This window comes from Lentzea sp. HUAS TT2, assembly GCF_051853195.1.
Classification (GTDB): domain Bacteria; phylum Actinomycetota; class Actinomycetes; order Mycobacteriales; family Pseudonocardiaceae; genus Lentzea.
Genome location: NZ_CP196667.1, coordinates 2,666,344 through 2,693,175, shown reverse-complemented (window position 1 = coordinate 2,693,175; position 26,832 = coordinate 2,666,344). Strand labels below are relative to the sequence as shown.

At 68.0% G+C, this 26,832-nt stretch carries 28 protein-coding genes; 14 read left to right on the top strand and 14 right to left on the bottom strand.

Translation table 11 applies throughout. From position 1 onward, the window contains the following. Window positions 1-62: 62 nt before the first annotated feature. The 5 genes from ACSHWB_RS13435 to ACSHWB_RS13415 all read left to right on the top strand — a co-directional run bounded on the left by ACSHWB_RS13435 (window position 63) and on the right by ACSHWB_RS13415 (window position 6,790). The gene (locus ACSHWB_RS13435) at window positions 63-1,229 is read left to right on the top strand and encodes an MFS transporter (protein WP_439662364.1); all 1,167 of its coding nucleotides are present in this window, start codon (window positions 63-65) and stop codon (window positions 1,227-1,229) included. Between the two features lie 64 nt (window positions 1,230-1,293). Beyond that, window positions 1,294-3,315 (top strand): PhoX family protein, encoded by a 2,022-nt coding sequence (locus ACSHWB_RS13430; protein WP_439662363.1) that lies wholly within the window; start codon window positions 1,294-1,296, stop codon window positions 3,313-3,315. Window positions 3,316-3,474: 159 nt separating this feature from the next. Beyond that, window positions 3,475-5,538 (top strand): PhoX family protein, encoded by a 2,064-nt coding sequence (locus ACSHWB_RS13425; protein WP_439664589.1) that lies wholly within the window; start codon window positions 3,475-3,477, stop codon window positions 5,536-5,538. Window positions 5,539-5,664: 126 nt separating this feature from the next. Then, window positions 5,665-6,204 (top strand): DUF3455 domain-containing protein, encoded by a 540-nt coding sequence (locus tag ACSHWB_RS13420; RefSeq protein WP_439662362.1) that lies wholly within the window; start codon window positions 5,665-5,667, stop codon window positions 6,202-6,204. Between the two features lie 46 nt (window positions 6,205-6,250). After that, window positions 6,251-6,790 (top strand): DUF3455 domain-containing protein, encoded by a 540-nt coding sequence (locus tag ACSHWB_RS13415; protein WP_439662361.1) that lies wholly within the window; start codon window positions 6,251-6,253, stop codon window positions 6,788-6,790. Here the strand turns inward: ACSHWB_RS13415 and ACSHWB_RS13410 are convergent. After that, window positions 6,763-7,938, bottom strand: a complete 1,176-nt coding sequence (locus ACSHWB_RS13410; protein ID WP_439662360.1) for an MFS transporter — start codon at window positions 7,936-7,938, stop codon at window positions 6,763-6,765. The genes ACSHWB_RS13415 and ACSHWB_RS13410 overlap by 28 nt on opposite strands. 12 nt (window positions 7,939-7,950) lie before the next feature. On the opposite strand from ACSHWB_RS13410, the gene ACSHWB_RS13405 reads away from it, so the two are divergent. Continuing rightward, window positions 7,951-8,628, top strand: a complete 678-nt coding sequence (locus ACSHWB_RS13405) for an SDR family oxidoreductase (protein ID WP_439662359.1) — start codon at window positions 7,951-7,953, stop codon at window positions 8,626-8,628. A gap of 553 nt (window positions 8,629-9,181) precedes the next feature. On the opposite strand, the gene ACSHWB_RS13400 is transcribed toward ACSHWB_RS13405, so the two are convergent. From ACSHWB_RS13400 to ACSHWB_RS13380, 5 genes are all read right to left on the bottom strand, one after another. After that, the gene (locus ACSHWB_RS13400; RefSeq protein ID WP_439662358.1) at window positions 9,182-10,489 is read right to left on the bottom strand and encodes an amidohydrolase family protein; all 1,308 of its coding nucleotides are present in this window, start codon (window positions 10,487-10,489) and stop codon (window positions 9,182-9,184) included. Window positions 10,490-10,917: 428 nt separating this feature from the next. Further along, on the bottom strand, window positions 10,918-12,075 hold the full coding sequence (locus ACSHWB_RS13395; protein ID WP_439662357.1) for a sensor histidine kinase: 1,158 nt from the start codon (window positions 12,073-12,075) through the stop codon (window positions 10,918-10,920). Between the two features lie 293 nt (window positions 12,076-12,368). Continuing rightward, window positions 12,369-13,475, bottom strand: coding sequence for a nitric oxide synthase oxygenase (locus tag ACSHWB_RS13390; protein ID WP_439662356.1), 1,107 nt, complete (start codon window positions 13,473-13,475; stop codon window positions 12,369-12,371). A gap of 132 nt (window positions 13,476-13,607) precedes the next feature. Further along, complete coding sequence (gene trmB, locus ACSHWB_RS13385; RefSeq protein WP_439664588.1) at window positions 13,608-14,252, bottom strand: tRNA (guanosine(46)-N7)-methyltransferase TrmB; 645 nt, start codon at window positions 14,250-14,252, stop codon at window positions 13,608-13,610. A 68-nt stretch (window positions 14,253-14,320) separates the two neighbouring features. Beyond that, window positions 14,321-14,833 (bottom strand): hypothetical protein, encoded by a 513-nt coding sequence (locus ACSHWB_RS13380; RefSeq protein ID WP_439662355.1) that lies wholly within the window; start codon window positions 14,831-14,833, stop codon window positions 14,321-14,323. Window positions 14,834-14,988: 155 nt separating this feature from the next. On the opposite strand from ACSHWB_RS13380, the gene mycP reads away from it, so the two are divergent. Beyond that, the gene (mycP, locus tag ACSHWB_RS13375) at window positions 14,989-16,134 is read left to right on the top strand and encodes a type VII secretion-associated serine protease mycosin (RefSeq protein ID WP_439662354.1); all 1,146 of its coding nucleotides are present in this window, start codon (window positions 14,989-14,991) and stop codon (window positions 16,132-16,134) included. On the opposite strand, the gene ACSHWB_RS13370 is transcribed toward mycP, so the two are convergent. The 3 genes from ACSHWB_RS13370 to ACSHWB_RS13360 all read right to left on the bottom strand — a co-directional run bounded on the left by ACSHWB_RS13370 (window position 16,100) and on the right by ACSHWB_RS13360 (window position 18,768). Beyond that, a complete protein-coding gene (locus ACSHWB_RS13370; protein WP_439662353.1) occupies window positions 16,100-17,002 on the bottom strand; it encodes an ABC transporter ATP-binding protein in 903 nt (300 codons plus the stop codon). The two genes, mycP and ACSHWB_RS13370, sit on opposite strands and share 35 nt — an antisense overlap. A gap of 93 nt (window positions 17,003-17,095) precedes the next feature. Beyond that, window positions 17,096-17,851 (bottom strand): hypothetical protein, encoded by a 756-nt coding sequence (locus ACSHWB_RS13365; protein ID WP_439662352.1) that lies wholly within the window; start codon window positions 17,849-17,851, stop codon window positions 17,096-17,098. Window positions 17,852-17,856: 5 nt separating this feature from the next. Next, the gene (locus tag ACSHWB_RS13360) at window positions 17,857-18,768 is read right to left on the bottom strand and encodes an ABC transporter ATP-binding protein (protein ID WP_439662351.1); all 912 of its coding nucleotides are present in this window, start codon (window positions 18,766-18,768) and stop codon (window positions 17,857-17,859) included. Window positions 18,769-18,899: 131 nt separating this feature from the next. Here ACSHWB_RS13360 and ACSHWB_RS13355 point away from each other — a divergent pair, with 131 nt between their 5' ends. Beyond that, window positions 18,900-19,334: a PPOX class F420-dependent oxidoreductase gene (locus tag ACSHWB_RS13355; RefSeq protein WP_439662350.1), complete on the top strand. Its 435-nt coding sequence runs from the start codon at window positions 18,900-18,902 to the stop codon at window positions 19,332-19,334. Here ACSHWB_RS13355 and ACSHWB_RS13350 read toward each other — a convergent pair. After that, complete coding sequence (locus tag ACSHWB_RS13350) at window positions 19,331-19,687, bottom strand: darcynin family protein (RefSeq protein ID WP_439662349.1); 357 nt, start codon at window positions 19,685-19,687, stop codon at window positions 19,331-19,333. The genes ACSHWB_RS13355 and ACSHWB_RS13350 overlap by 4 nt on opposite strands. A 74-nt stretch (window positions 19,688-19,761) precedes the next feature. On the opposite strand from ACSHWB_RS13350, the gene ACSHWB_RS13345 reads away from it, so the two are divergent. Next, window positions 19,762-20,628 (top strand): LysR family transcriptional regulator, encoded by an 867-nt coding sequence (locus ACSHWB_RS13345; RefSeq protein WP_439662348.1) that lies wholly within the window; start codon window positions 19,762-19,764, stop codon window positions 20,626-20,628. Here ACSHWB_RS13345 and ACSHWB_RS13340 read toward each other — a convergent pair. After that, window positions 20,625-21,410: an HAD family hydrolase gene (locus ACSHWB_RS13340; RefSeq protein WP_439662347.1), complete on the bottom strand. Its 786-nt coding sequence runs from the start codon at window positions 21,408-21,410 to the stop codon at window positions 20,625-20,627. The two genes, ACSHWB_RS13345 and ACSHWB_RS13340, sit on opposite strands and share 4 nt — an antisense overlap. Before the next feature lie 48 nt (window positions 21,411-21,458). On the opposite strand from ACSHWB_RS13340, the gene ACSHWB_RS13335 reads away from it, so the two are divergent. The 3 genes from ACSHWB_RS13335 to ACSHWB_RS13325 are packed head-to-tail and all read left to right on the top strand — an operon-like array spanning window position 21,459 to window position 23,371. Next, window positions 21,459-21,986, top strand: coding sequence for a TetR/AcrR family transcriptional regulator (locus ACSHWB_RS13335; RefSeq protein ID WP_439662346.1), 528 nt, complete (start codon window positions 21,459-21,461; stop codon window positions 21,984-21,986). A gap of 1 nt (window position 21,987) precedes the next feature. Then, entirely contained in the window at window positions 21,988-22,467 is a 480-nt protein-coding gene (locus ACSHWB_RS13330) for a pyridoxamine 5'-phosphate oxidase family protein (RefSeq protein ID WP_439662345.1), read from the top strand. Beyond that, window positions 22,451-23,371, top strand: a complete 921-nt coding sequence (locus ACSHWB_RS13325; protein ID WP_439662344.1) for an SDR family oxidoreductase — start codon at window positions 22,451-22,453, stop codon at window positions 23,369-23,371. The genes ACSHWB_RS13330 and ACSHWB_RS13325 overlap by 17 nt, the downstream gene beginning before the upstream one ends. Here the strand turns inward: ACSHWB_RS13325 and ACSHWB_RS13320 are convergent. Then, the gene (locus ACSHWB_RS13320; protein ID WP_319976447.1) at window positions 23,368-24,024 is read right to left on the bottom strand and encodes a response regulator transcription factor; all 657 of its coding nucleotides are present in this window, start codon (window positions 24,022-24,024) and stop codon (window positions 23,368-23,370) included. The genes ACSHWB_RS13325 and ACSHWB_RS13320 overlap by 4 nt on opposite strands. A gap of 9 nt (window positions 24,025-24,033) precedes the next feature. Further along, on the bottom strand, window positions 24,034-25,209 hold the full coding sequence (locus tag ACSHWB_RS13315) for a sensor histidine kinase (protein WP_439662343.1): 1,176 nt from the start codon (window positions 25,207-25,209) through the stop codon (window positions 24,034-24,036). A gap of 116 nt (window positions 25,210-25,325) precedes the next feature. On the opposite strand from ACSHWB_RS13315, the gene ACSHWB_RS13310 reads away from it, so the two are divergent. Further along, window positions 25,326-25,997, top strand: a complete 672-nt coding sequence (locus ACSHWB_RS13310; RefSeq protein ID WP_439662342.1) for a hypothetical protein — start codon at window positions 25,326-25,328, stop codon at window positions 25,995-25,997. Then, window positions 25,994-26,362 (top strand): GntR family transcriptional regulator, encoded by a 369-nt coding sequence (locus ACSHWB_RS13305; protein ID WP_439662341.1) that lies wholly within the window; start codon window positions 25,994-25,996, stop codon window positions 26,360-26,362. Before ACSHWB_RS13310 ends, ACSHWB_RS13305 begins: the two co-directional genes overlap by 4 nt. Here ACSHWB_RS13305 and ACSHWB_RS13300 read toward each other — a convergent pair. Beyond that, the gene (locus ACSHWB_RS13300) at window positions 26,347-26,796 is read right to left on the bottom strand and encodes a hypothetical protein (RefSeq protein WP_439662340.1); all 450 of its coding nucleotides are present in this window, start codon (window positions 26,794-26,796) and stop codon (window positions 26,347-26,349) included. The genes ACSHWB_RS13305 and ACSHWB_RS13300 overlap by 16 nt on opposite strands. Window positions 26,797-26,832: the final 36 nt, after the last annotated feature.

Sequence of the window (26,832 nt, the reverse complement as noted above, 5' to 3'; positions counted from 1 at the left end):
GAACCGTACCTTGTGGCGCATGATACTTCGCTATGCTAAGCAAAATCGGTTAGGATGGCGAAGTGAATTTCAAGGCTCAGCCCAAGCAGGTGTGGATCACGGCGTTCGCCGCGGTCATCGCCTTCATGGGGATCGGGCTCGTGGACCCGATCCTGTTGTCCATCGCGGAGGGTCTGCACGCGACACCCGCGCAGGTCACCCTCCTCTTCTCCTCCTACCTGGGTGTCCAGGTCGTGGCGATGCTCTTCACGGGTGCCGCGACGGCGCGGTTCGGGGCCAAGCGCACGCTCGTCGGCGGGCTCGCGCTGATCGTCGTCGCGACGCTGTTGTGCTCCGCGGCAGGCAGCATCGGGCAGCTCGTCGGACTGCGGGCCGTGTGGGGGCTCGGCAACGCGTTCTTCATCGCGACCGCGCTCAGCGTCATCGTCGGCGCGGCCAGCGGCGGGCAGAAGGCCGCGATCCTGCTCTACGAGGCCGCGCTCGGTCTCGGTCTGAGCGTGGGGCCGCTGCTCGGCGCGTTGCTCGGCAGCTTCTCGTGGCGCGGGCCGTTCCTCGGCACCGCGATCCTCATGGCCGCCGCTCTGATCCTTTGTGCAACGTTCCTGGCCAAGGACTCGCACCTGGAACGTCCGAGGATCAGCCTGCTCGACCCGCTCAAGGCGCTCAAGAACCCCGTCCTGTTGCGCACCTCGATCGGAGCGGCGCTCTACACGGCCGCGTTCTTCACAGTTCTCGCCTGGTCGCCGTTCGTCCTGCGGTGGGGTGCCGTCGAGATCGGACTGATCTTCTTCGGCTGGGGCGTGTGCGTCGCCGTGTCGAGCGTTTTCCTCGCTCCGCGGCTCGCGGACCGCGTCGGCGAGAAGAGCGCAATCATCGGATCTGTGCTGGCGTTCGCGGTGCTCATGCTGCTGATGGCGGTGCCCAGCAAGCCGTTGCTGGTGGTCGCGGTCATCGTGAGCGGCCTGGTGAGCGGCCTGCTCAACACCCTGTTCACCGGGACCGCGATGAGCGTCAGCGACGCGCCGCGGCCCGTGGCGAGTGCCGGGTACAACTTCCTGCGCTGGCTCGGTGGGGCTCTGGCCGCGACGTTCGTCAGTCACCTGGCGCAGCCGTTCGTCGTCGCCGCGGTCCTCTGCCTCGTCGCCGCCGGCCTGCTCACGTTCAACAGGACGGACACAAGGGACGTTCCGTCCGAAGCTGTCCTCGCGGGTGAACAACTTGTGGGTTAACAAAGCATGAACGGCGGCCTACGGTCGGTGGCGGTTCCCGCACCGACCGTAGGAGGCCACCACCATGATCCCTCTGCCACTCGTCAACCACCGCGTCGGCAGAGCGGCGGTGACATGCGAGTACCGCTGCGGGGACGCGTGCTTCCACGACGTCCCGAACACCTCCGACAACCCCTACTTCGGCGATCTGATCAGCCGCCGCACCGCCCTCAAGGCCGGTGCCGTGGTCGCTGCCGCCGCGACGGTCGCACTGCCCACGACCGCTGCCGCCGCCGAGCCGGAGGCTCAGGGCCACCGTCCGCCCAAGGGCCTCGACTTCAAGCCCGTCCAGGTCAACACCAAGGACGAGGTCGTCGTCCCCGAGGGGTACGAGCAGGGGATCGTGATCCGCTGGGGTGACCCGCTCTTCCCCGGTGTCCCCGAGTTCGACTTCGACAACCAGACCGCCGCGAAGCAGGAGAAGCAGTTCGGCTTCAACTGCGACTTCGCCGCGATCCTGCCGCTGGACCCGTTGGAACTGACCGGCATCATGGTCACCAACCACGAGTACACCAGCGAGACGTTCATGTTCCGCGGCTACGACCCCGCGAACCCGACCGAGGAGCAGGTGAAGATCGGCTGGGCCGCGCACGGCCTGTCGGTGTTCATGATCAAGCGCTCGCTGTTCTCCGGCCACTACAAGGCGAAGTTCAGCAAGTACAACCGCCGCATCACCCTGCACACGCCGTTCGAGGTGCGTGGTCCTGCCGCGGGCAGCGACCTGCTGAAGACCTCCGTCGACCCGACGGGCAAGCGGGTCCTGGGCACGATCAACAACTGTGCCGGCGGTGTCACGCCGTGGGGCACGATCCTGTCCGGCGAGGAGAACTTCAACCAGTACTTCGCGAACGCCGCCGGCCGCAACGACCCGAGGCTCACGCGGTACGGCGTCACCGGCAACGCGACCACCCGCAAGTGGGAACGCTTCGACAAGCGCTGGGACCTCGCCCAGGAACCCAACGAGGTCAACAGGTTCGGCTGGGTCATCGAGCTCGACCCCAACGACCCGGACTCGACGCCGGTCAAGCACACGCACCTGGGCCGCTTCAAGCACGAGACCGCGAACATCCGCATCGCCGACGACGGCAGGGTGGTCGCGTACTCCGGTGACGACGAGCGGTTCGAGTACATCTACAAGTTCATCTCGAACGGCAAGGTCAAGAAGGGCAACAGCAAGGCCGCGCGTCGCCACAACATGACGCTGCTCGACGACGGCACGCTGTACGTGGGCCGGTTCACCGGCGACAGTCCCGTGTCCGAGATCGACGGCACCGGAAAGCTGCCCAGCGACGGCAAGTTCGACGGCACCGGTGAGTGGATCCCGCTGGCGGCGGGCAAGAAGTCGTTCGTGCCGGGCATGACCGCCGAAGAGGTCTACGTCTTCACGCGCATCGCGGCGGACAAGGTCGGCGCGACCAAGATGGACCGTCCCGAGGACATCCAGTGCCACCCGCGCACCGGCACGGTCTACTGCGCGCTCAGCAACAACGTCGAGCGCGGTGTCACGGCGGGCAAGGAAGGCGCGACCGAGCCGAACCCGAGGGTGAACAACCGGCACGGGCAGGTGCTGGAGCTGACCGAACGCCGCGGCGACGCGCTCGCGCTCACGTTCAACTGGGGCCTGTTCCTGGTGTGCGGTTTCCCGGAGGACCCGAACACCTACTTCGGCGGCTACGACAAGTCGCAGGTCAGCCCGATCTCCAGTCCGGACAACGTCGCGTTCGACCGGCACGGCAACCTGTGGATCTCCACGGACGCCGACGGCAAGCTCGACGGGCTCAACGACGGCCTCTACGGCGTGCCGCTGGAAGGGCCGGAACGCGGGCACCTCAAGCTGTTCCTCACGGTCCCGCGCGGCGGCGAGACGTGCGGCCCGGTGATCGGCGAGCGGGTGATCACCGTGTGCGTCCAGCACCCCGGCGAGGTGGACGGCGCGAGTGCCGACAAGCCCGTCTCGAACTGGCCGGACAGGGGGACCGCGAGGCCTCGTCCGTCGGTCGTCGCGGTCTGGCGCAAGGGGCGTCGTCAACTGGGAGAGATCGGATGATCACGGCGCGTGCTGTGATCGTTCGGGAGTAGTACGAGTTCGCCTGTCGTTCACCTTCTGGACGGCAGGCGATCTCGTTGGGCTCTTAGGTTCGGCCAGTTCCCACACTGACCGATCTCGGAGGCCTGCGTGTCCTCACCCACCGATCGGGGCCGCCGCATGCTGCCCCTGCTCCCGACGAACCACCCGCTCGGACGTCAGGCTGTCACCTGCGAGTTCCGCTGCGGCAACGCCTGCGCGCACGAGGCGCCCAACTCGTCCGCGAACGCGTACTTCGGCGACGTCGTCAAGGAGGTCGTGAGCCGCCGCGGCATGCTGAAGGCAGGTGCGGTCTTCGCCGCCGCCGGTGCCGGTGCGCTCGCGTTCTCCGGTTCGGCCGCCGCCGCTCCGGCGCACCCCGACGCCGAGGCCCTCGGCCGCGGTGGCAAGGACCCCGGTGGTCTGAACTTCGAGCCGGTGGCGCCCAACACCCTCGACCAGATCTCCGTGCCGAAGGGTTTCCAGCAGGACGTCGTCATCCGCTGGGGTGACGGGGTGCTGGACGACGCGCCGGAGTTCGACTTCGACAACCAGACGCCTGAGGCGCAGGCCAAGCAGTTCGGTTTCAACAACGACTTCTGCGGACTCGTCCCGGTGCCGGGCTACCACGACAGCTGGCTCATGGTGAGCAACCACGAGTACACGACCGAGTCGTTCATGTTCAAGGACTGGTCGCCCACCACGATCACCGAGAAGCACGCCAAGATCGCGTGGGCCGCGCACGGCCTGTCGGTCGTGATGGTCGACCGCGACCCCCGCACGGGCAAGCTCTTCGTCTGCCCGGACGACAAGAAGAAGTACAACCGCCGGATCACGCTCACCACGCCGTTCGAGGTGAAGGGCCCGGCCGCCGGGTCGAAGTTCCTCAAGACCTCGGCCGACCCGACGGGCCGCAAGGTCCTGGGCACGCAGAACAACTGCGCCGGCGGCGTCACGCCGTGGGGCACGATCCTGTCCGGCGAGGAGAACTTCAACCAGTACTTCGCCAACGCGAGCCAGGTCACCGACCCGGACACGAAGGCCAAGTTCGCCCGCTACGGCATCAGCGGCGGCGCGTCGCTGCGCCAGTGGGAGCGCTTCGACAAGCGCTTCGACCTGGCCCAGGAGCCCAACGAGGCCAACCGCTTCGGCTGGATCGTCGAGATCGACCCGCTGGACAAGAAGTCGACGCCGGTCAAGCACACCGCGCTCGGCCGCTTCAAGCACGAGGGCGCGAACATCATCGTGGCCAAGGACGGCCGCGTGGTCGCGTACATGGGCGACGACGAGCGCTTCGACTACATGTACAAGTTCGTCTCGGACGAGAAGATGCAGAAGGGCGACTCGAAGCGCGCCCGCGAGCACAACAAGCAGCTGCTGGACAAGGGAACGCTCTACGTCGCCCGCTTCACGGGTGACAGCCCGGCCGCCGAGATCGACGGCACCGGCAAGCTGCCCGCCGACGGTGAGTTCGACGGCTCCGGCGAGTGGATCGCGTTGGCGCACAACGACAAGTCGTTCGTCCCGGGCTTCACCGCAGAAGAGGTCTACGTCTTCACGCGCCTGGCCGCGGACAAGGTGGGCGCCACGAAGATGGACCGCCCGGAGGACGTCGAGCCCTCGACCCACAACCGCCGGATCTACGCCGCGCTGACCAACAACACCGACCGCGGCAAGGCCGGCAAGGAAGGCCCGACCGAGATCAACCCGCGCAACGCCAACAAGCACGGCCACGTGCTGGAGATCGAGGAGCGCCGCAGCGACAACACGGCGACCACGTTCTCCTGGAAGCTGCTGCTGGTCTGCGGTGACCCGAAGGATCCCGGCACGTACTTCGGCGGCTTCGACAAGTCGCAGGTCAGTGCGATCTCCTGCCCGGACAACGTCGCGTTCGACACGCACGGCAACCTGTGGATCTCCACGGACGGCAACGCGCTGGCCTCCAACGACGGCCTGTTCGCGGTGCCGGTCGCCGGTCCTCGCCGCGGCCAGGTGAAGCAGTTCCTCACCGTGCCCAGGGGCGCGGAGACCTGCGGCCCTGTCATCACCGAGGACTTCGTGCTGGTGTCCGTGCAGCACCCCGGTGAGATCGACGGCGCGTCGGCGAACAACCCGCTCTCGCACTGGCCGGACGGTGGCACCTCGCAGCCGCGTCCGTCCGTCGCGGTGGTGTGGCGCAAGGACCGCAGGAAGATCTGCGACTGATCGTGTGGTCCGGCTCACTTTGATCTTGTGAACCGGTGCGGCCGCCCGTCCGTGTGATGGGTGGCTGCACCGCGGACAGCCGAAAACGGAAATAGTCCACTTTGGCTGTCCACTTTGGAGTGAGTCGTGAATGTTCGTCTTGTCGTTGGTGCTGCTGCTCTTCTGGGTCTTGCTGCGTGTGGCACCCCCACCGCCGGCACCGCGACCCCCACTCCCGTCGCTCAGGTCGAGGACGCGCCCGTCGCGGCTGCCGTCCAGGTCCCGGCGGGTCAGAAGCTGGTCGGCAAATACCAGGCCACGGGCGTCCAGACGTACTCGTGCACTGGCAACGCGTGGAAGGGTCTAGAGCCCACCGCGACCCTCGTGGACAAGAACGACAAGCCGATCATCATCCACTCCCGCGGTCCCGTCTGGATCTCCACCGTGGACGGCAGTGCGGTCGAGGCGACGCCGGTCGACGGTGCCAAGAACGACGTCAAGGGCGCTGTGCCCGAGCTCCTGCTCAAGACCAAGACCGCACGCGGCGACGGCCTGTTCGGCAAGGTCTCCTACGTCCAGCGCCTCGCCACCGAGGGCGGCGTCGCCCCGGCGGGCGGCTGCAAGGCCGGCGCCCAGACCTCCGTCGCGTACAAGGCGCTCTACACGTTCTACGCGCCCGCCAACTGAGACGGTACTGAACCGGTCCGATTCTCGGCCCGTACGCCCTGGCGTGATGAAACGTGCTGGCTTAGTCCTTGTCTCATCAACCCTTCTGGGCATCCTCGCGGGAGGCGCCGGCTCCACCGCCGCGCCGACCGCGGAGTCCCTGAACGGATCCGACGCGAGGGTCGCACCCGCTGTCGAGGTCCCGTCCGGCCACAAGGTCGTCACGAAGCTGCAAGCAAAGGGCGTGCAGACCTACACCTGCACGGCAGGAGCGTGGAAGGGCCTGGAGCCCGCCGCAACGCTGTCGGACAGGCTCGGCCGGGCCGTCGGCCTGCACTCGCGCGGCCCGATCTGGGTCTCCACCGTCGACGGCAGCGCGGTCGAGGCCGCACCGGTCGACGGTGCGCGCAACGAGGTTCCCGGAGCCGTTCCGGAGCTTCTGCTCAAGGCCAAGTCCACCAGGGGCGAGGGAACGTTCGCCGGCGTCAGCTACGTGCAGCGGCTCAACACCAAGGGCGGCGTCGCACCCGCCGGTGGCTGCACCGAAGGCGCCCAGACCTCCGTCCGCTACGAAGCCCTCTACACCTTCTCCGTGCCCGCCCTCTGAACCAGAGCGACGACCGCGGCGCTGACCATCGTGACGCCGACGACCCAGAGGCCGGTCTTCTGGGTGCCGGTGATGTCACGCAGCCAACCGGTCACGTAAGGGGCGACGAACCCGCTCACGTTGCCCAGTGAGTTGATCAACGCGATGCCGCCCGCCGCCGCTGTACCGCCGAGGAAACTCGTGGGAAGTGCCCAGAAGGTGGGCAGCGCGGCACAGACACCGATCGCGCAGACCGAGACCGCGACCATCGCGGCCACGGGGTTCTCCAGGTAGAGCGCGACGGGGATCGCTGCTCCACCCAGCAACATCGGCGCGGCGACGTGCCACTTCCGTTCTCCGGTGCGGTCGCCGTGCCTCGCCCACAGGATCATGGCGACCGCGCCGAGGACGTACGGAATCGCGTTGATCAGCCCGCGCTCGACGACACCCGCGTCGGGCGCCAGTCCCTTGATGATCGTCGGCAGGAAGAACCCCAGCGTGTACAGCCCGTACACGATCCCGAAGTACACGAAGCTCAGCGCCAGGATCCGCGGGTGCGTAAGGGCTTTCTTGAGCGGCCAGTGCTCTTCCTTCGGCTGCTCAACGGCTTCCGCGGGCTTGTCCGGCAGCCAGAACCACGTCACGAACGCGAGCCCGATCGCCGGCAGTCCCTCGACCAGGAACATCGTGCGCCAGTCCGTCCACTGGATCAGCATGCCGCTGAACGTGGCCCCGAGCGCCGTCGAGATCGGCACCGCCACCATGAACAGCGCGACGATCCGCGCCCGGTCCTTCTGCGGGTACCAGTACGTCAGGTACAGGATGATCCCGGGGAAGAACCCCGCCTCCGCCACACCCAGCAGGAACCGCAGCGCGATCAGCACGGTCCCGTTGGGCACGAACGCCATGGCCGTGGCGACGATCCCCCAGCTGAGCATGATCCGCGCGATCCACTTGCGCGCACCGAACCTGTGCAGCGCCAGGTTGCTCGGCACCTCGAGCAGCAGGTAGCCGATGAAGAACACCCCGGACGCGAACCCGAACACCGTCGCGGAGAGCTTGAGCTCCTCGGACATCCCGTTCGGCCCGGCGAACCCGATGTTGACCCGGTCGAGGTAGTTGATGAAGTAGAGCAGGCAGAGGTACGGCAGGATCAACTTCCTGGGCACTATGGTCCCCCCATGACTGATCGTCCGGTCGCCCTGGTCACCGGGGCATCCAGCGGAATCGGCTCGGCCATCGCCCGAAGTCTGGCGTCCACCCACGACCTGCTGCTGGGCGGGCGGGACGAGACATCACTCTCCGTCCTCGCCGCCGAACTGCCGGGCTCGCAGGCCTGGCCGTTCGACCTCGAGAACGTCGCGTCGTCGGACCTGGGCAGCGTCTCGCGCCTGGACGTGCTCGTCCACAGCGCCGGCATCGCGCTGCTCGGCCCGTTGGCCGACGCGACCCAGGCGGACTGGCGCAGAACCTTCGACGTCAACGTCTTCGCGGTCGCCGAACTCACCAACCTGCTCCTGCCGCAGCTGCGCACGGCCAACGGCCACGTCGTGCTGATCAACTCGGGCGCGGGCCTGAACGCCAACCCGGGCTGGGGCGTCTACGCGGCGTCGAAGTTCGCGCTGCGGGCCTACGCGGATGCGTTGCGCGGCGACGAGCCGGCGTTGCGCGTGACCACGGTGTACCCCGGCCGGACCGCGACGCGGATGCAGGAGGACGTGCGCCGCCAGGAGGGCGGCGACTACGACCCGTCCAAGTACATCGACCCGGCCTCGGTGGGGCGCGCCGTGGCGTCCGCCGTGCTGGCGACGCCCGACGCGCACATCACCGAGATCAACGTCCGGTCCCGGCCGCACTGAAGTTGTCCACAGGCTTGTCAACAGCCTGTGGCTAGAGGTTGACGCTCCGTGAGTAGTCGCGTGTATTGACTCTTTCATCAAGTGATTGAGGGCATGGGAGATGCCGCGAAGAGACCCTCTTCGCGGCATCTCCCAACTTTATTAGTGTCTGTCTTTAAGCTATACTGATGTCAGCTGTTGCGTTGGGATGATTCAACTGTTCGCGCAGTTGAATCATCCATTGAAGATGAACTCCGCCAGTCTCGTTAATCTGTCGAAGATCCAGCGTCCTGCTCCATGACTCAGGCCGCTGAGCAGTCCTGCGAGCGCCCAAGTTCTAGCTTTGGGCTGCTGACTTGGTGGTTTTAATCTTAGTCTCTTGTTGTTATTGATGATTTTTAACATTATATCTCCTAGTTTATTAATGCGCAGAGAGCGTGGACACGAGATTGTGTCCACGCTCTCTGCGGTATGTACTCAGTTTATCACGAAATGGCGTCGATCGCAACGCTTTTCGTTGTCCTGCATGCATTCTTCTGTGCATGCCAGGTGAACAGCGGAAATGGTGAATGTGTCAGACGCTCCGCAGTCGCCGCGCCACCGCGGCGACTCCGGCCTGAGCCTCCTGCCGATCCACCCTGGTCGACTCGCCACCCGCGACGACGTGGTCACCGGCGACCCACACGTCGGTGACCCGGCGCGACCCGGACCCCCACACGAGGTTCGCCAGCAGCTGCGAGTCCGGCGCGTCCAGCCCGGTGGCGAACGCGGGGTCGTCCGCGGCGACGTGCACGACATCGCCCCAGCGACCGGCCTCCAGCGCGCCGATGTCGTCGCGTCCCAGCGCGTCGGCACCGCCGCGAGTGGCCATCAGCAACGCCTGCGCGGCACCGAGCACCGTCGCGTCCATCTTGGAGACGCGGGCCAGGAGTCCGGCCAGCCGCGCCTCTTCCAGCAGGTCCAGGTCGTCGTTGGACGCCGGCCCGTCGGTGCCCAGCCCGACCGATACGCCCGCGGCCAGCATCTCGGGCACGCGCGCGATCCCCGAAGCGAGCTTCGTGTTGGAGCCGGGGCAGTGCGCGACGCCGACGCCGTACGCCGCGTAGAGCGCGATGTCGTCGTCGGACAGGTGCACGGAGTGTGCGGACAGCACGCGCCCACCCAGCACGTCCGACGCCTTCATCAGCGCGGGCACCGAACCGAACTCGGCGCGGGCGGCCTCGTCCTCGAACGGCGACTCGGCGACGTGCACCATGAACAGCGCGCCACGGGCCCGCGCCTCCGCTGCGATGGCCGTCAGCTGAGGAGCCGAGAGCGTGTAGGCGGAGTGCGGCCCGTAGGCCAGCTCGACCCGCTCACCAGGGCCGAAGCGCAGCCCGTCCGAGTCGATCCACGACGAGAGCTCGTCGGTCTGCGACTTCCAGTTCATGCCCGGCACGTCGAGGATCGCCCCGCCGAACACCACCCGGGAGCCGGCTTCGAGGACGGCGGCCGTCAGCTCGCGGCCGTGGAAGTACATCTCGGTGGACGTGGTGACGCCGTGCCGCAGCATCTCGACGGCGCCCAGCAGCATGCCCGTGCCGATGTCGGCGGGCGTCATCTGCGCCTCGTTCGGCCACATCTGCTCCTGCAGCCACCGCAGCAAAGGCAGGTCGGAGCCCAGGCCGCGCAGGACCGTCATCGGGCTGTGCGCGTGGGTGTTGACCAGGCCGGGCATCAGGATCCCCGACAGCGAGCGGACCTCGCCGTCGAAGTCGGGGGCATCGGAGAGGGCACCCACGTAGGTGATCCGGCCGTCGACGACGTCCACGACCGCGTCGCGCAACACGGCGCAGGACGGGTCGCAGGGCAGGACCACCGGGGCGTGCAGACGCAGTGACATGCGGAGAATCCTGCCACTGTGATGCCGATCACATGCATGCATACATCCGGACGGGATGGGAATCCCCGTTCTGTCGGGCGCGGGCCGACCCCCAGGGTCCGCCCCGGCCTAAAACTTCTCCCCAACCAAGGGGCCCGTTGCGTGCTGCGACGGGCCCTTTGTGCATCCACGAGCAACCAACGACTGGACAGGGACGTCACTTGATCATGTCGAAGAAGCCGTGCACGTCCAGTGGACAGTTCCGCCGCGCGCAGAAGCCCTCCACCCCCAAGCCGCCGACCCGGCGCTGAGTTGGCATGATCACACTCCACGGTACGGGCGTGATCATGCGGAGGCTTCAGTGGCCGATATCGACCCTCAGAACGACGACCAGTTCAGTGATGCCGAGATGACTCAGGAGTTCGAAGTCATCCGCGACGACATGTGAACTAGGAGATCGGCAGATCGGCGCGGACCGTCCACCCGGTTGGTTCGCGTCGGCCTGCGGAGAACGTCCCGCCCAGCAGCTCCGCGCGTTCGCGCATGCCGACGAGCCCGTAGCCTCCCGATCCGCCGACGGGCACGCCGGAAGCGACACCGTCGTCGAGCACGGCCAGGTGCAGCACACCGTCGCTTGAGGACAGTGACACGTCCACTGAGGACACAGCGGCTGCGTGCTTCTGGGTGTTCGTCAGCGATTCCTGCACCAGCCGCAGCACCGAACGGGCCAGTTCCTGCGGCACCGCGTCCTGCAGGTCGAACGAGAGCCGCACCGGCAGCCCGGATTCCGCGGCCAGCGCGCGCACGTCGTCCATCAACGACGAGGACGCGGCAGGGCCTGCGGACTCGCCATCTCGCATCGTGCCCACGAGTCGCCGCATCGCCGTCAGCGCCTCGGTGCCGGACGCGGCGATCGACGGCAGCACGTCCACGTCGCGGTTGAGCTGCCCGGCCTGCGCGTGCACGACGATCGCCGTCACGTAGTGGGCCACGACGTCGTGCAGTTCGCGCGCCAACGCCATCCGTTCGGAGTTCTGGGCCGCCGCGACGGAAGCAGCCAGCTGGGACGCGCGTTCGTTGTCCCTGGCACGGAAGTACAGCCCGGTGCCGACCGCCAGCACGAGCATGATGCACGCCCCGAACAGGTACGACGTGGCGTCCGGCTCCCATTCGCGGTACTCGACCGCCGACACGACGGGCCAGCCGAGGACCTCCGCGGTGACCATCGCCGCCACCACCAGCAGCGTGCCGGCGACCGCGCGCCCGTGCGAGGACTCCCGCACCAGGACCGCGATGGTCGCCATGGCGGCGCCGGTGATCGAGACGGTGACACCGCTGAGGAAGAAGTGCGGCTCGAACGCGACGCCGAGCAGCCGCATGTAGAGCGCCGCGCAGACGATCGCGAACGACGCTGCCAGCGCCGCGTCGAACGGCCGGCGCGGTGCCAGCACCGAGATGGCGCAGATCACCAGCGCACCGGGGATCTGCCACCAGCCGGCCGTGGTGCTGATGGACCCGGTCTCCGCGATGACGATGCCGGTGAGCGAGAGCGCCAGCGGCCACTGACGCTTGGCGAGCAGCCGCCAGTTCAAGTCCGTGCTCTCCACCCGAGCAACAGTAGGGCCGAAAGTGAGACCCCGCGTCCGACCGGGGGCTACCCCGGCATCAGCCAGAAGGCTGAGGGAGCGACCTGCGGAAACACCCTCACGGCGGATGCCGGATGACGGCGCGGTAACGGACTCTGGAGGAGCTGAAGTCGGGGAATGGAGGACGCCATGTTGTCAGTCGTGTTCACGTGGGCCGCCGCGGTGGTCGGCCTGTTGGTCCTTGCGTTGATGGCTCTCTCGGGCGTGATGATCGACTCGAAGAACTAGGCCCGAACCAGCGTGTGATGGGGAAGTCAGACGCTGGTCAGGGAGTGTTGCTGGCGGAGCAGCTCCGCCAGCCTGCTCGTCGGTTGGGGACGGGTCTCGTCCAACGCGGCCGTGAAACGCGCCGGAGAACCGTTCCGTGCGCGTGCCGCGGCTGCGGTGTCCAGCCGGAACGCGGGACGCGCCGCCGAAGGCCGTTGGCGCGAACGCAGCCAGGCGAGGCGGTGCAACGCCTCCGCGTGGTGGTCCGTGATGGTGACGGCCGCCTTGTCGAACGAGTGCAGCACTGCCGCGTTCAGGTGAACGGTCGCGAGGTCCCGCCACAGCGTGCGTTCGGACGAGGTGTCCAGACCCAGCGCCTCGGCGACCTCACGGGCAACGCCGTAGGCACCTTCCTCTGCCAGTGACCGCGTGCCGATCTCGGCGCCGACGAACCACGAGTTGAACGGGGCCGCGGGGTAGTGCACGCCACCGATCGACAGCCGCATGTTCGAGATGACCGGAACCGCGTGCCAGCGCAGGCCCATCTCGCCGAACCACGGCAGGGTCGGGTGCTCCAGGGGAACTTCGTGCACGATCTCGGACGGCAGCGTGAACAGCCGCGGTCCCTCGTGCTGCGTCTCCACCACCAACGGCAGCAGGTCGAAGCGTGAGCGCCGCACCGGCGGACGCCACCCCATGCCCTGCATGGTCTCGGTGAACTGGGTGTACCGCCGGTCCCCCATGCCGTCGGCGTACCCGGCGTACCGGATCAGCTGCTCGTTCCAGATCACCGGGCCGGGCGAACCGGGCGCGTCCGGCGCGAAAACCGTTACCAGCGGCCGAATTTCGCCGCCGTTCGTCGCGAGCCGCAGGTGCTCGACGCATTCGCCGGCCACCGCGGCGGCGTTGCGATAGCCGCGCAGATCGCGGACTTTCAGTCGGCGCCAGGGCACACCTGAGGTGCACCAGCCGGAATCTCGCAGCGCGATCCGCGCGCCGTACGCGAGTTCGTTGGTGGTGTGGCGGTAGGTTCCGGTCTCGGCGATCTCGGCGCGCACCTGGGCGATGCGGGCGGAGAGCGAGCCTGCGTCGGAGTGCGCCGCGTGGAACATGCGGACGAACTCCTCCGCGACGGGGAGGACGTCGGGGGTCACGCAGCGAGACGCTAAGGCCGGAAGAGCCTCACGCGTCACTGCCACTCGGGGCATTTCGGGTGATCAACACCGGCCACTCCAACGAGTGAAGGCTAGACCCACGGTGTTCACCCGATGGGCTTGAGGCCTCGATCAGGTGAGGTCGTTCCGCCTGAACATCAGGTCGTGCGAGACCCGATCCTCGTTCACGGCACGCTGCTCGAACTTGGTGATCGGACGCCAGTCCGGCCGCGGCGCCCAGCCGTCGTGGACGTTCGTCAGCAGGCGCTCGCCGGAGCAGACCTCCAGCATCTGGTCCGCGTAGTGCTCCCAGTCCGTCGCGAGGTGCAGCACGCCGCCGGGCTCGAGCCGCGACGCGACCAGCGACACGAACTCGGGCTGCACGAGCCGGCGCTTGTGGTGCTTCTTCTTCGGCCACGGGTCCGGGAAGAAGATCCGCACGCCGTGCAGCGACGCGGATGCGATGTGCTCGGTCAGCAGGTCGACGGCGTCACCGCGCAGCACGCGCAGGTTGTCGAGCCCACCGAGGTGCTCGCCGCGCAGCAGCAGCTGGGCCAGGCCCGGCTTGTAGACCTCGACGGCGACGTAGTTGAGCTCCGGTGCGGCGGCCACGAGCTGCGAGGTGGTCTCGCCCATGCCGGACCCGATCTCCAGCAGCACGGGAGCGGAGCGGCCGAACCACGAGTCGAAGTCCAGCGGCCCCTCGGGCAACGACTTCACGTCGTTGCCCATCTTCTCCCAGTACGTGTCCCAGGCGCGCTCCTGTCCCACGGTCATGCGCTCGCCGCGCTGGACGAAGCTGACGATGGAACGGGGGAACTCAGGCCTGGTCACGACCGGAGAGTCTAAGCAATCAGTTCGATGTCCTCGATCTGAGTACGCAGGTCATCGACCGTGAAGTCGATGGGCTGGGAGTGACCGGGTCCGTGGTGGGCGGGAACCAGGTGGATCCAGCCGCGGTGAGCCGCCGTGAACTGCACGGTCGTCGGAGTGGCCGGACCGTAGACACCGCTCTCGGACGGGACGAACTCCCAGTAGCCGACCTCGCCGTGGTCGACCCACGGCACGAAGACCCAACCGGGACGGGACGCCAGCAGTTCGGTCACCGCGTCCTCGACGGCGTGACCTTCTGCGCGGGAGGAGAGCTTTCCGCGATCTAGCGCACGAAGCCACCACGGCGCGGGCGCGTCGCCCACGGCGTTGACGGCGCGGTAGGTCGCGAGGACCTGCTTCTCGTCCGCCTTGTTCACCCAGGACCGACGAAGTTCTGCCGGTGCGTTGGCCAGTTCAGAGGAGTTCGGAACTTCGAGCGCATCAGACCACTCGAGGCTGAGCATTGCTTCGACACGGACCGCCACAGGCCACCTCCGGCACGGGGATAACCCCATTGAACGCGACGTCAAACGCCGAAGTTGTCCAATTCGCCCCTTTTCACGGGTTGTTAACAGCGTCCTTACGCACAGTGTGACGCCAGGCACGTTGCGCCGTGAGGTGGAAACACGATGTAGCTGACGTGCCCCTGCTCCAAGCGCTCACCGTCGCGCTGCCGTTGCTGCTCGCCGCGCAGTCGATCGAGGAGCAGGAGTGGCACCTCGACGCGCTCGACGTCTACTCGGCGCAGGCCCAGGCGCGTGGTGACGGCGTGGTCGTCGCGGTGATCGACTCCGGGGTCGACGCCAAGCACCCCGATCTCGCCGGGCAGGTCCTGCCGGGAGCGGGCTTCGGCAGTTCCAAGGGCACCGACGGCACGACCGACACCGACGGCCACGGCACCGGGATGGCCGGGATCATCGCCGCGTCCGGCAAGGGCGGTGGGGCGCTCGGCATCGCGCCGGGAGCCAGGATCCTGCCGATCGCCAGTGCCGACGAGAAGGAGCAGTTCGGGCTCGACGTCGTCGCCGAGAGCATCAGGTGGGCGGCCGACCACGGCGCCAAGGTCGTCAACATGTCGCTGGGCTTCTCGAGCTCGATGACGCCGACGCTGGTCAAGGCCGTGAACTACGCGATCGAGAAGGACGTCGTCCTCGTCGCCGCCACCGGCAACGAGGGCAAGGAGGTCTCCGCGCCCGCCAACATCAACGGCGTGATCGCGGTCGCCGGCACGAACAGGGCGGGCAAGCCGTGGGCGTCGTCCAACGTCGGCGCGGACACGGTGCTCGCGGCCCCGGCGGAGGGCATCGTGACGGTCGCGCCGGTGAGCGTCTACGCCAGCGGGTACGCCGAGATGGACGGCACGAGCGCGGCGTCGGCGATCGTGTCCGGGGTCGCGGCGCTGGTCCGCGCGAAGCACCCGGACATGCCGGCGAAGGACGTCGTCAACGCGTTGGTGAAGACCGCGACGGACCTGGCGGAACCCGGCCGTGACGCGACGACCGGGTTCGGCATGGTCAACCCGATGGGCGCGCTGACCGCACAACTCCCGCCGGTGGAACGCAATCCGCTGCTGCCACCGCCGAAACCCTCGACGGCACAACCGACTCCGACGCTCGCGGCCCAGCGTCCCCAGCAGCCGGCCGCGCAGGACCGGCTGCCGTTCATCGCCGCCGTCTCCGGCGGCACCGCGCTGATGACCGGGCTGCTGATCGCGTTGCCCGCCATCAGGTCACGGCGCCCCAAACCCGTTGTCAGTGCGCGTGATACTCCACAGATTCCTTGGTGAGCTGCATGAAGGCCTCCTCCAGCGAACCGCGCTGAGGGCTGAGCTCGTGCAGCACGATCTGGTGCTCCGCCGCGAGCTCACCGATCTGCTGCGCCGCGATCCCCTGCACCACCAGGCTTCCGCTCACCGAGTCCTCGGTCACCGTCGCGTGCGCGGCGAGGATCTCGCGCAGCTTCGCGGCGTGCGGTGACCGCACCCGGACGGTGTCCTGGGTGGCGTCGGCGATGAACTGCTCGGTGGTGGTCTGCGAGATCAGCTGGCCCTTGCCGATCACGATGAGGTCCTGGGCGGTCTGCGCCATCTCCGAGAGCAGGTGGCTCGACACGAACACCGTGCGGCCCTCCTGCGCGAGCCGGTGCATGAACTGCCGGATCCAGAGGATGCCCTCGGGGTCGAGGCCGTTGACCGGCTCGTCGAACAGCAGCACCTCGGGGTCGCCGAGCAGCGCGCCGGCGATGCCGAGCCGCTGCGACATGCCGAGCGAGAACCCGCCGGCGTTCTTGTGCGCGACCTCGGTGAGGCCGACGATCTCGAGCACTTCCTGCACCCGGCTGACCGGGATCTTGTTCGAGACCGCGAGCCACTTGAGGTGCGAACGCGCGGAACGGTTGGGGTGCACCCACTTCGCGTCGAGCAGCGCGCCGACCTTGCGCAGCGGCTGCTTGAGCTCGACGTAGTGCTTCCCGTCGATCTTGACGTCTCCGCCGGTGGGCGTGTCGAGGCCGAGGATCATCCGCATGGTCGTGGACTTGCCGGCGCCGTTCGGGCCGAGGAACCCGGTCACGCGTCCAGGCCGGACGGTGAACGACAGGTCGTCGACTGCCTTCGTCTTGCCGTAGTGCTTCTGCAACCGCACTGCTTCGATCATGACCTCTCCCGGTTCGCTCGAAAGAACTGACAGGGACCTGGGTCACCCCCCGACGGATGACCCAGGTCCCTCTCCCCCTTTATTCGGAACAGGTCACGCGTCCCGCCGCTTCGCGACGATCAGTGCGACCACCAGCAGTGCGACCGCGATGCCGGCGAAGTAGGCCAGCGATCCCCACTGGCTCAGCTTGAAGTCGACGCCTGCCCCCGCCTGTTCGGCCGCGTTGTCGCCGCCGAGCTGGAGGAAGTGGTTGGCGTTCATGAACGGCAGCCACGCCTGGATCTTCACGCCGGCCTTGGGGATGATCCCGATCAGGCCTTCGAGCAGCATGTTCCAGACCAGCAGGATCGCCACGGCGCCGGCGGTCTGGCGGACCAGGATGCCGACCGCGATCGCGATGATCGCGCCGATCCCGTAGAGCAGGCCGACGCCCGCCACGTGCCGCCACTCGCCGCTCGTGTTGATCGCGAGGTCGGAGGCGGGCGACAGCAGCTTCGCCATGCCGACAGAGCCGAACGCGATGATCTCGCCGAGGACACCGGCGATGAACGCCACCACGACGGTCTTCGCGAGCAGCGCGGACGTCCGGTTCGGCACCGCGAGGAACGTGGCGCGGATCGTGCTGAAGCGGTACTCGGTCGTGACCGCGAGGGCCGCCATCACCAGCACGACGGACAGCGCGAGCTGGCTGCTGCCGAACTGCGTGACGCCGAGGGTGAGCTGGCCGTTGTCGGTGGAGGCCGCGATGATCGCGGTGAGGCCGACACCCAGGACCAGGGCGAGCGCGCTGCACCAGTACGGCGAGCGGGTCGAGAAGAGCTTGATTCTCTCAACTGCCAACAGGGTCATCAGACTCACTTCCCGATCTCTGCGTGGTACTCGACAGCATCGCCGGTCAGCTGCATGAACGCCTCTTCGAGCGAACCGCGCTGGGGGCTCAGCTCGTGCAGGACGACACCGTTCGCAGCCGCGATGTCCCCGATCTGGTCGCTGGTGGCACCCGATACGGACAATGCGCCGTCCGCGCCGTCACGAACCGTGAAGCCCTTGTCGACGAGCAACGGGCCGAGCTTGAACAACTGAGGGCTGCGCACGAGAACGGAGTTGCCCGTCGCGCCGTCGATGAACTCCTGCGTGGTGCTCTGCGTGATCAGCTTCCCCCGGCCGATCACCACGAGCTCGCTGGCCGTGAGCGCCATCTCCGACAGCAGGTGGCTCGACACCAGGACCGTGCGGCCCTCGGCGGCGAGGTTCTGCATGAACGTGCGGATCCAGAGGATGCCCTCCGGGTCGAGGCCGTTGACCGGCTCGTCGAACAGCAGCACCTTCGGGTCGCCGAGCAGTGCCGCGGCGATCCCCAGCCGCTGCGACATGCCGAGCGAGAACCCGCCCGCGTTCTTGCCGGCGACCTGCGTGAGCCCGACGGCCTCCAGCACCGCGTCCACGCGGGCCTTCGGCAGGTTGTTGGACTTCGCGAGCCAGCGCAGGTGAGCACGGGCGGAACGGTTCGGGTGCACCCACTTGGCGTCGAGCAGCGCACCCACGGTCTGAAGTGGACGGTTCAGCTCGGTGTAGGGCTTGCCGTCGATCAGCACGCGGCCTGCCGTCGGACGGTCGAGCCCCAGGATCATCCGCATGGTGGTGGACTTACCGGCGCCGTTCGGACCGAGGAACCCGGTCACTCGTCCAGGTTGGACGGTGAACGACAGGTCGTCGACCGCGACCGTCCTGCCGTATCTCTTGGTGAGGCCGACTGCCTCGATCATTGGCTTTCCCCTCTCGGTGATGTGATTACTCTGCGGCTTCGAGGGGTCCTGCCACATCGGCCTGGGGTCTGCGCTCTGCGTCAACTTCCGTCGCCAGGTGCCGCTACCTCCGTCGTAGTTGAATGAGCCACATGGGATACACGGAAGCCCCGGACGGCTGGTGGCGCGAGTTCGTCCTGGCCAAACCAGCCAGGACCGGCAAGCTCGCGGTCACCCGCAAGGACGGATCACCGCACGTCGCCCCGGTCTGGGTGGACGTCGACGGCCCGGACGTCGTCTTCCTGACCGCGCGCGACACGGTCAAGGGCAAGTCGATCCTGCGCGACGGCCGAGTGGCCCTGTGCTTCGACGACGAGACGCCGCCGTTCAACTTCGTCACCATCACCGGCCAGGCCGTGGTGGACGAGGACCCCGAGCAGCTGAAGTACTGGGCGGGCCGCACCGCCGCGCGCTACATGGGCGACGACCGCGCCGACGAGTACGCCGAGCGCAACGGCGTGCCCGGCGAGATGGTCGTGCGGGTGAAGGTCGACAAGGTCGTCGCCGTGCAGAACGTCTCGGACTAGACCTCGATGGTGGCGAGCGGGTCGACGCCGTAGTTGCGCGCGTACCCGTTCTCCACCCCCACCAGCAGGTCGACCACCTCGAAGTAGGTGTCCCAGAACGGGGACTCGCGCAGCGCTTCCACGAGCAGTTGCCACGCCTCGTGGTCGCGTGCCTCCCACACCCACACGTCGGTGACGCGCGTCGAGTAGAACTCGGTGTCGTAGAAGCGCGACCGCACGCCCTCGGCCTTCCCCTCGATGACGGGGAGGATCTCGGTCTCGAACGCCTCCATGCGCTGCGGGACGGTCAGGGTGAGCCACTTCGGGGTGGTCTTGACGAGCATGAACGCGGTGATGCCTGCTTCGAATGTCATGCCACGACGGTAGAAATGCGCGAGGGTTGCTCGCCACGCAACTTTGACAAGTCAGAGTTGCATACCATGCAAAGATGCCTGATCAGCTCGATCTGAACCTGTTGCGGGTGTTCGACGCTCTTCTCCAGGACGGCAGCGTCACGGCAGCAGCCGAGCGGTTGCACCTGTCCATCCCGGCGACCAGCAGGGCCCTGGCGCGGTTGCGGCGGGCGATGGGCGACCCGGTCCTGGTCCGCGCGGGGCGCGGGCTGGTTCCGACACCGTTCGCGCAACGCATCGCGCCGCGGGTCCGTTCGCTGCTGGACGAGGCTTCCGCGCTGATCAACGCCAGGGACCTCGACCTCGCCGAGCTGCGCAGAACGTTCACCATCCGCGTCGCGGACGGGGTGGTGGCGCCGCTGGTCAACGCCGTTGCCGCGCAGGCACCCGGCGTGGTGCTGCGGTTCGTGCCCGAAGGCGACGAGAGCGTCGAAGCGCTGCGGGACGGGTCGGTCGATCTCGACATCGGTGCGGGCAACGACACCGAGACCGACATCCGCTCCGTCGTGCTGTTCCGGGAGAAGCTCGTCGGCATCGTGCGCACCGACCACCCGTTGAAGAACCGGCCGACTCTCAGGCAGCTCTGCCGCCACCCGCACGTCTCGGTGTCCCGCCGAGGTCGGTCGAGTGGCCCCATCGACACGTCGTTGCAGGCCGCCGGTCTGCGACGACACGTCGCCGCGGTGGTCCCGTTCTTCTCCGCCGCGGCCCAGCTGGTGGCGTCGAGCGACCACATCGGCCTGGTCCCGCAACGCCTCGCCGAGCACTACCCGGGTGGCCTGCGCTGGTTCCCGATCAACGCCGACCTCCCGGAGATCGAGGTGCGCATGCGCTGGCACGCGCGGCTCGACGCCGACCCGGCCCAGCGCTGGCTGCGCGAGACCATCCAGTCCTGCGTCTAGGGGAAGTAGCGGTTCAGCACCTGGGCGGCGCCGTCCTCCAGCACGGTCGGCGCCACCTCGTCGGCGGTCGCCTGCACGTGCGCCGGCGCCTGTCCCATCGCGACTCCGAGTCCTGCCCACGTGAGCATCTCGACGTCGTTCGAACCGTCGCCGATCGCGAGCGCGTCCGCGGCCTTGATGCCGAGCGAAGCACTGAGCTCGTCCAGCGCCGTGCCCTTCGAGACGTTCGGCGGCACCGCGGTCAGCCAGGCCTCGGTGTGGTCGACGGACCACTCGACCCCCGGCAGCTCCAGCTCCCTGACGGCGAACGACAGCTCGGCCGGCGTGCGGTCGAGCCACCGCATGACCAGCCGCGAGGTGGGCACGGACGCCAGCTCCTCGAACGTCACCTGCGTCGTCACGCCCCACAGGTCGCCCGGCAGGAACGCGCCCAGCGACAGGTTGCCGACGCCGAGCTGCTCGACGGCGAACACGGACTCCGGCAGCAACGCCTGCAGCGCCCTGACGGTCGGGCCGGGGTCGAACGTCACCCGCCTGGTCACCTCGGCGACGGCCGGGTCCCACCACACGGCGCCGTTCGAGCAGACGGCGAACGAGACGGGCAGCTGCGGGACGATCTCGCGGATGCCGATGAGGCTGCGGCCGGTGCAAAGCACGACGTGAGCGCCGTGCTCGCGTGCGCGTGCAACGGCGGCCTTCACCGCGGGCGAGATGTCGTTCGAGCCGACGGCGGTCAGGGTTCCGTCGATGTCCAGCGCCACGAGACGCGGTCTCCAGTTCACGTGGTGCCACACTATGCGAAGGTTAGTGAACTATGGTTCACTAACTGGGTGGCACGACCTCGCACGATCACCGACGAACGGATCCTGAACGCCGTCGCGGCCGTCATCGACCGGCGCGGACCGGAGTTCACCGTCGCGGACGTGGCGGCGGAGGCCGGGGTGTCGGTCGGCGCGGTGGCGAAGCGGTTCGGGTCCAAGAGCGGACTGCTGCAGGCGCTCACGAAGGCGGGCACCGACGAGGTCGTGCGGCGGATGCGCGAGGCGGGCAGCGTCCGGGCCGCGCTGATGATGTGGTTCGACCGGCTGGCCGACCCGCAGGTCGCGACGAACAACCTGGCACAGCTCGGGGTCGACCTGATCGACCCCGACCTGCGCGCGTTGCTGGCGAAGCACTACGCGGCGCTCGAAGGGGAGCTGGAGGTCCTCTGCGCGGCCGAGGGGTTGCCGCCCAACGCGGCCAGGGTCCTCGCCGCGCTGGTCTACGGGATCTCGATGGACTGGTCGGTGCGGCCGCGTGGCGACCTGCTGGAGCGCATGGGCGAGGACATCGATCTGGTGCTGGAAGGGATGCGCTGAAATGGCTACCTGGGCGGAGTTCGCGGCGGAACAGCCCGACATGGCCGCGTTCGTGCAGGGCAGGTTCGCCGCGGACCGGCACGCGCTGGTCGCGACGCTGCGCAAGGACGGCTCGCCGCGCATCAGCGGTGTGGAACCGGACTTCACGCGGGGCGAGCTGTGGGCGGGCATGATGCCCGGTTCGTTGAAGTCGAAGGATCTGCGGCGCGACCCGAGGTTCGCGTTGCACTGCATGACCACGACCGCGTCGATGACGGAGGCGGGCGATGCGAAGATCAGCGGCACCGCCGAGTTCTGGACCGACAAGGCCGACTACCTCGAGGACCTGTTCGAGCGCACGGGCTGGCAGCCGAAACCGGAGGAGATCGACCTTTTCCGGTTCGACGTCACCGAGGTCGTGCAGCTCACCGTCGAGGGCGACGAGATGGTCGTCCTCTCGTGGCACGAGGGAAGGGGAACTCGCCGTGTCAGCAAGAAGTAATCCCGATCTGAGCGGGAAGGTAGCGGTCGTCACCGGCGCCACGCGTGGTGCGGGGCGGGCGATCGCCGTGGAGCTCGGGGCGGCAGGGGCGACGGTGTTCGTCGCCGGCCGGACCACGCGGGAGCAGCAGTCGGAGGTCGGCCGGTCGGAGACGATCGAGGAGACCGCCGAGCTCGTGGACGCCGCGGGCGGCAAGGGGATCGCGGTCCGGTGCGACCTGACGAATCCGTCCGATGTGGACGCGCTGGCCGCGCGGATCGACAAGCTCGACATCTTCATCGACAACGCCTGGGGCGGCGAGAACCTCGTCGAGTGGGGCAAGTTCTGGGAGCACGACCTCGACCAGCAGCTGCACATGTGGCGCAACGGCGTCGAGACGCACCTGGTCGCCATCCACAAGCTGATGCCGGTCCTGCTGAAGTCCGACGACGGCCTCGTGGTCGAGGTGACCGACGGCGAGGACGGCGAGGCGTACTTCGTGAACCTCTCCTACGACGCGGTGAAGAACACCGTGCGCCGCTTCGGCGAGGTGCTGGCGAAGGACCTCAAGGACCACCCGAACGTGACGGCGGTGGCGGCCACACCGGGGTTTCTGCGCTCCGAGCAGATGCTGGAGTCGTTCGGCGTCACCGAGCAGAACTGGCGCGACGCGATCGAGAAGGTGCCGGACTACGCGCTGTCCGAGACGCCGCACTACCTCGGCCGCGGCCTCGCGCACCTCGCCGCGGACAAGGACCGCAAACGCTTTGCGGGCCAGTGCCTGTCGTCGTGGAGGCTCAAGCGCGAGTACGGGTTCACCGACCTCGACGGCTCGCAGCCCGACTGGGGCCACTGGTGGGACGACGTGGTGAAGCCACGCATGGCGGGTCAGACGGTGGAAGCCGACCCGGAGAAGTACCGCTAGGCGTCGCCGGGGCGGACGAGACCGGTCTCGTAGGCCAGCACCACGGCCTGCACCCGGTCTCGCAGCTCCAGCTTCGCGAGGATCCTGCCGACGTGCGTCTTCACCGTCGCCTCCGACAGGAAGAGCTTGCGGGCGAGCTCGGTGTTCGACAGGCCCTTCGCGATCAGCACGAGCACCTCGCGCTCGCGTTCGGTCAGCACGTCGAGCACCGAGGCGTCCCGCAGCTCACCGCCGCCGTCGCCGAGGAACCTGCCCAGCAGCCGCTTGGTCACCGACGGCGAGACCACCGCGTCGCCGGAGGCCACCGCGCGCAGGGCCGACACGAGGTCGGACGGCGGGGTGTCCTTCAGCAGGAACCCGCTGGCCCCGTTGCGCAACGCCGACAGGGCGTACTCGTCCATGTCGAAGGTGGTCATGACCAGCACCTTCGCCGTCTCGGCCTCGGTGATGCGCTTGGTCGCCTCCACGCCGTCGAGCACGGGCATGCGGACGTCCATCAGGACGACGTCGGGGCGCAGCTTGTCGGCCATCTGCACGGCGTCGAGGCCGTCGGCGGCCTCGCCGATCACGTCGATGTCTTCCTGCGCGCCCAGCACCATGCGAAAGCCCATCCGCATGAGTTCCTGGTCGTCCACCAGCAGTACCCGAATCACTCGATCACCCTATGCGGCTAGCGGGAATGTTGCGCGGACGCGCCAGCCTCCGCCGGGGTTGGGGCCGGCCTCGAACTCGCCGCCGAGCACCGCCGCCCGTTCCCTCATGCCGATCAGGCCGTTTCCGCCGGAGACCTTCACGACGTCGTGGGGGGTGCCGAAGCCGTTGTCGGTCACTTCCAGGCGCAGTTCTTCTGCCGAGCGGGCCATGCGCACCATGGCGGTGGTGCCGGAGCCCGCGTGCTTGATGATGTTCGTCAGGGCTTCCTGCACGATCCGGTAGACGCTCAACCCCACGCCCACGGGCAGGTCGTCCACGTCGCCGGTGATCTCCAGGCGCACCGGGACCCCGGCGGCACGGGTGTTCTCGGCCAGCTCGACCACACCGCGCGCGTCGGGCTGCGGAGCCCACTGCGTCTCGGCGTCCTCGCTGCGCAGCACGCCCAGCAGGCGGCGCATCTCGGTCAACGCCAGGCGGCCGGTCTCGGCGATCGTGCGGACCGCGTTCTCCGCCACCTCGGGCTGGGACCTGATCGTGTAGGCGGCGCCGTCCGCGTGGACGATCATCACGCTCACCGCGTGGGCGACGACGTCGTGCAGCTCGCGGGCGATGCGCGAGCGCTCCTCGCCCACCGCGATCCTGGCCTGCTGGTCGCGTTCGGTCTCGAGAAGTACCAAGCGCTGCTCCATCTCGCGCTGGTAGGCGCGGCGGGCGCCGATGAACTCACCCATCGCCCAGCTGAAGCCGAAGATCACGAAGACCAGGAACACGAAGAAGACGGCCTGGATCTCGCCGACCTGGAAGACCGCCCAGAGCAGCGTGCCGGCGAGCAGCCAGCCCAGGTAGATCAACGCCGTCTTGCGGTTCGTGTTGGCGACGAGCGTGTACAGCGCGATGGCCAGCGCGAAGTCGGACATGCGGACCGGGACGCCGTTGACGCCGCCGTGGGAGAAGAGCTGCAGGAACCCGCCCGCGAGGATCAGGTAGCTGGTGCCGAGCGGGTGGTACCGGCGAAACGGCAGCGGCCCGAGCATCAGCAGCGTCACCGCGAGATAGGCGGAGAACGACACCCCCTGGTCGACCAGTGTGGCCGCGATGCCCATGTCGAAGAGCAGCAGAACTCCGGCGATCAGGGAGTCCCCGAACGCCGGATGAGCCTTCATCCACAGACTGAACCGCCGCACTGGACAAGGTTAGGTGCGGGCCGAACTTCCGCGCGTCGCGCCACGGGTTGACGCTGCGTACGACTTCAGTGTGAGTTATTGTGTCGAGGGGTTGGTACAAAGTTCGGGGGTCTGCCATGTTGTACGACGCTTTGTGGTCCGCCGGCGTGGGCCTGGTGTTGCTCGTCGTGCTGTGGCCGACGAAGTCGACCGGCAAGCGGCTGCTGAAGAGCTGGAAGGTGCAGGACCCGACGCCGGCGCAGATCGACGACGCGATCCGCTACCTGAAGCGGCGGCGACTCCTCTACCCGTGGCTCATCGTCGGGCTGACTCTCCTGCCGATCGAGACCGGCCGCGGTGTCGGCTCGCTCGCGGCGATCGTGCTCGGTGGCACCCTGCTCGCCGAGCTGATCGCGACGCAGCTGCATCGTGAGGGGTCGCAACGGGTGGCCTCGCTCGCGCCGCGTGGTCTGTTCGACATCGCCTCGCAGTACGTGTTGATCGCTTACGCGGTCATCGTGCTGATCGCCGTCGTCCTGCTCCTCGCCGACCTCCGGATCAGTCAGCTGCCGGCGCTCGTGGTGTCCGTCGCCGCGGTGACGGCGGTCGTCTGGGCGGCGGTCGTCCGGCCGGCGGACGGTGACGAGGTGGTCGACCGGGCACTGCGCACCCGCAGCGTGCACGTGTCGATGGGGCTCGGTGCGGCACTGGCCGGCGCACTGGTCGGCCACGCGCTCGCCTTCGTCGGCCTGCTCGCGTGGATAGCGATGGCCAACACGAACTACGTGTCGAAGAAAATCTTCTGGTGACAGGTCCCAGAATCGTCGTCGACGTCGAGAACGGTGTCTCGCCCTGGCGTCAGGTGCGCGACCAGCTGGTGAGGTTGATCGGCGGTGGTGTGCTGCCGGTCGGCTCGCGGTTGCCGACGATCCGCCAGCTCGCCGCGGACCTGGGGCTCGCCGCCGGCACCGTCGCACGGGCGTACCGGGAGCTGGAGACCGAAGGCGTGCTCACGACAGGACGAAGGCAGGGCACCGTGGTGGCTGCCCTGCCTTCGCATGCACCGGACCCGCTCTCCGCCGCTGCGGCGGAGTTCGTCGCCATCGCTCGGTCACTCGGCGCCAGTGAGGGGGAGGCACTGAACGCCGTGCGAGCCCACTACGTGGGTGAGTAAGGCGACTCGATCTTGGGTGCGGGTCGCGGTTCGCCTACGTGTGCCTGACGTTCTTCTTGCCGCTCTTCGTAGATGCGGTGCTCTTCTGCCATCTGGTCAGCGAGTTGCTGCTGCATCTGGCGGTCCCGGATCCTGGCCAGGATCGCCATCGTCGCGCCATGGGCCGCTGCCAGCAGCAACAGCACGACGCCCAGCTTCACGACCACGTTCTTCACCGCGCTGCCGGTGTCGACCTCGATGGTCGACACGATCGCCAGCAGGCCGAGCACGACGAGGTGGAACAGCACGGCCGTCAGCTTCATCATGCCGCCGGCCTGCTCGTCGTCGTACGCGGCGCGCCTCAGATATCCCTTGCCGCTGTGGTAGATCAGCTGGCCGTCGACCACGACCAGGACGATCCCCAGCACTAGGAACGTCACGTAGCTGTCACCCATGCGCTGTGGCTACCCGCGCACGCACGCGCACAAACC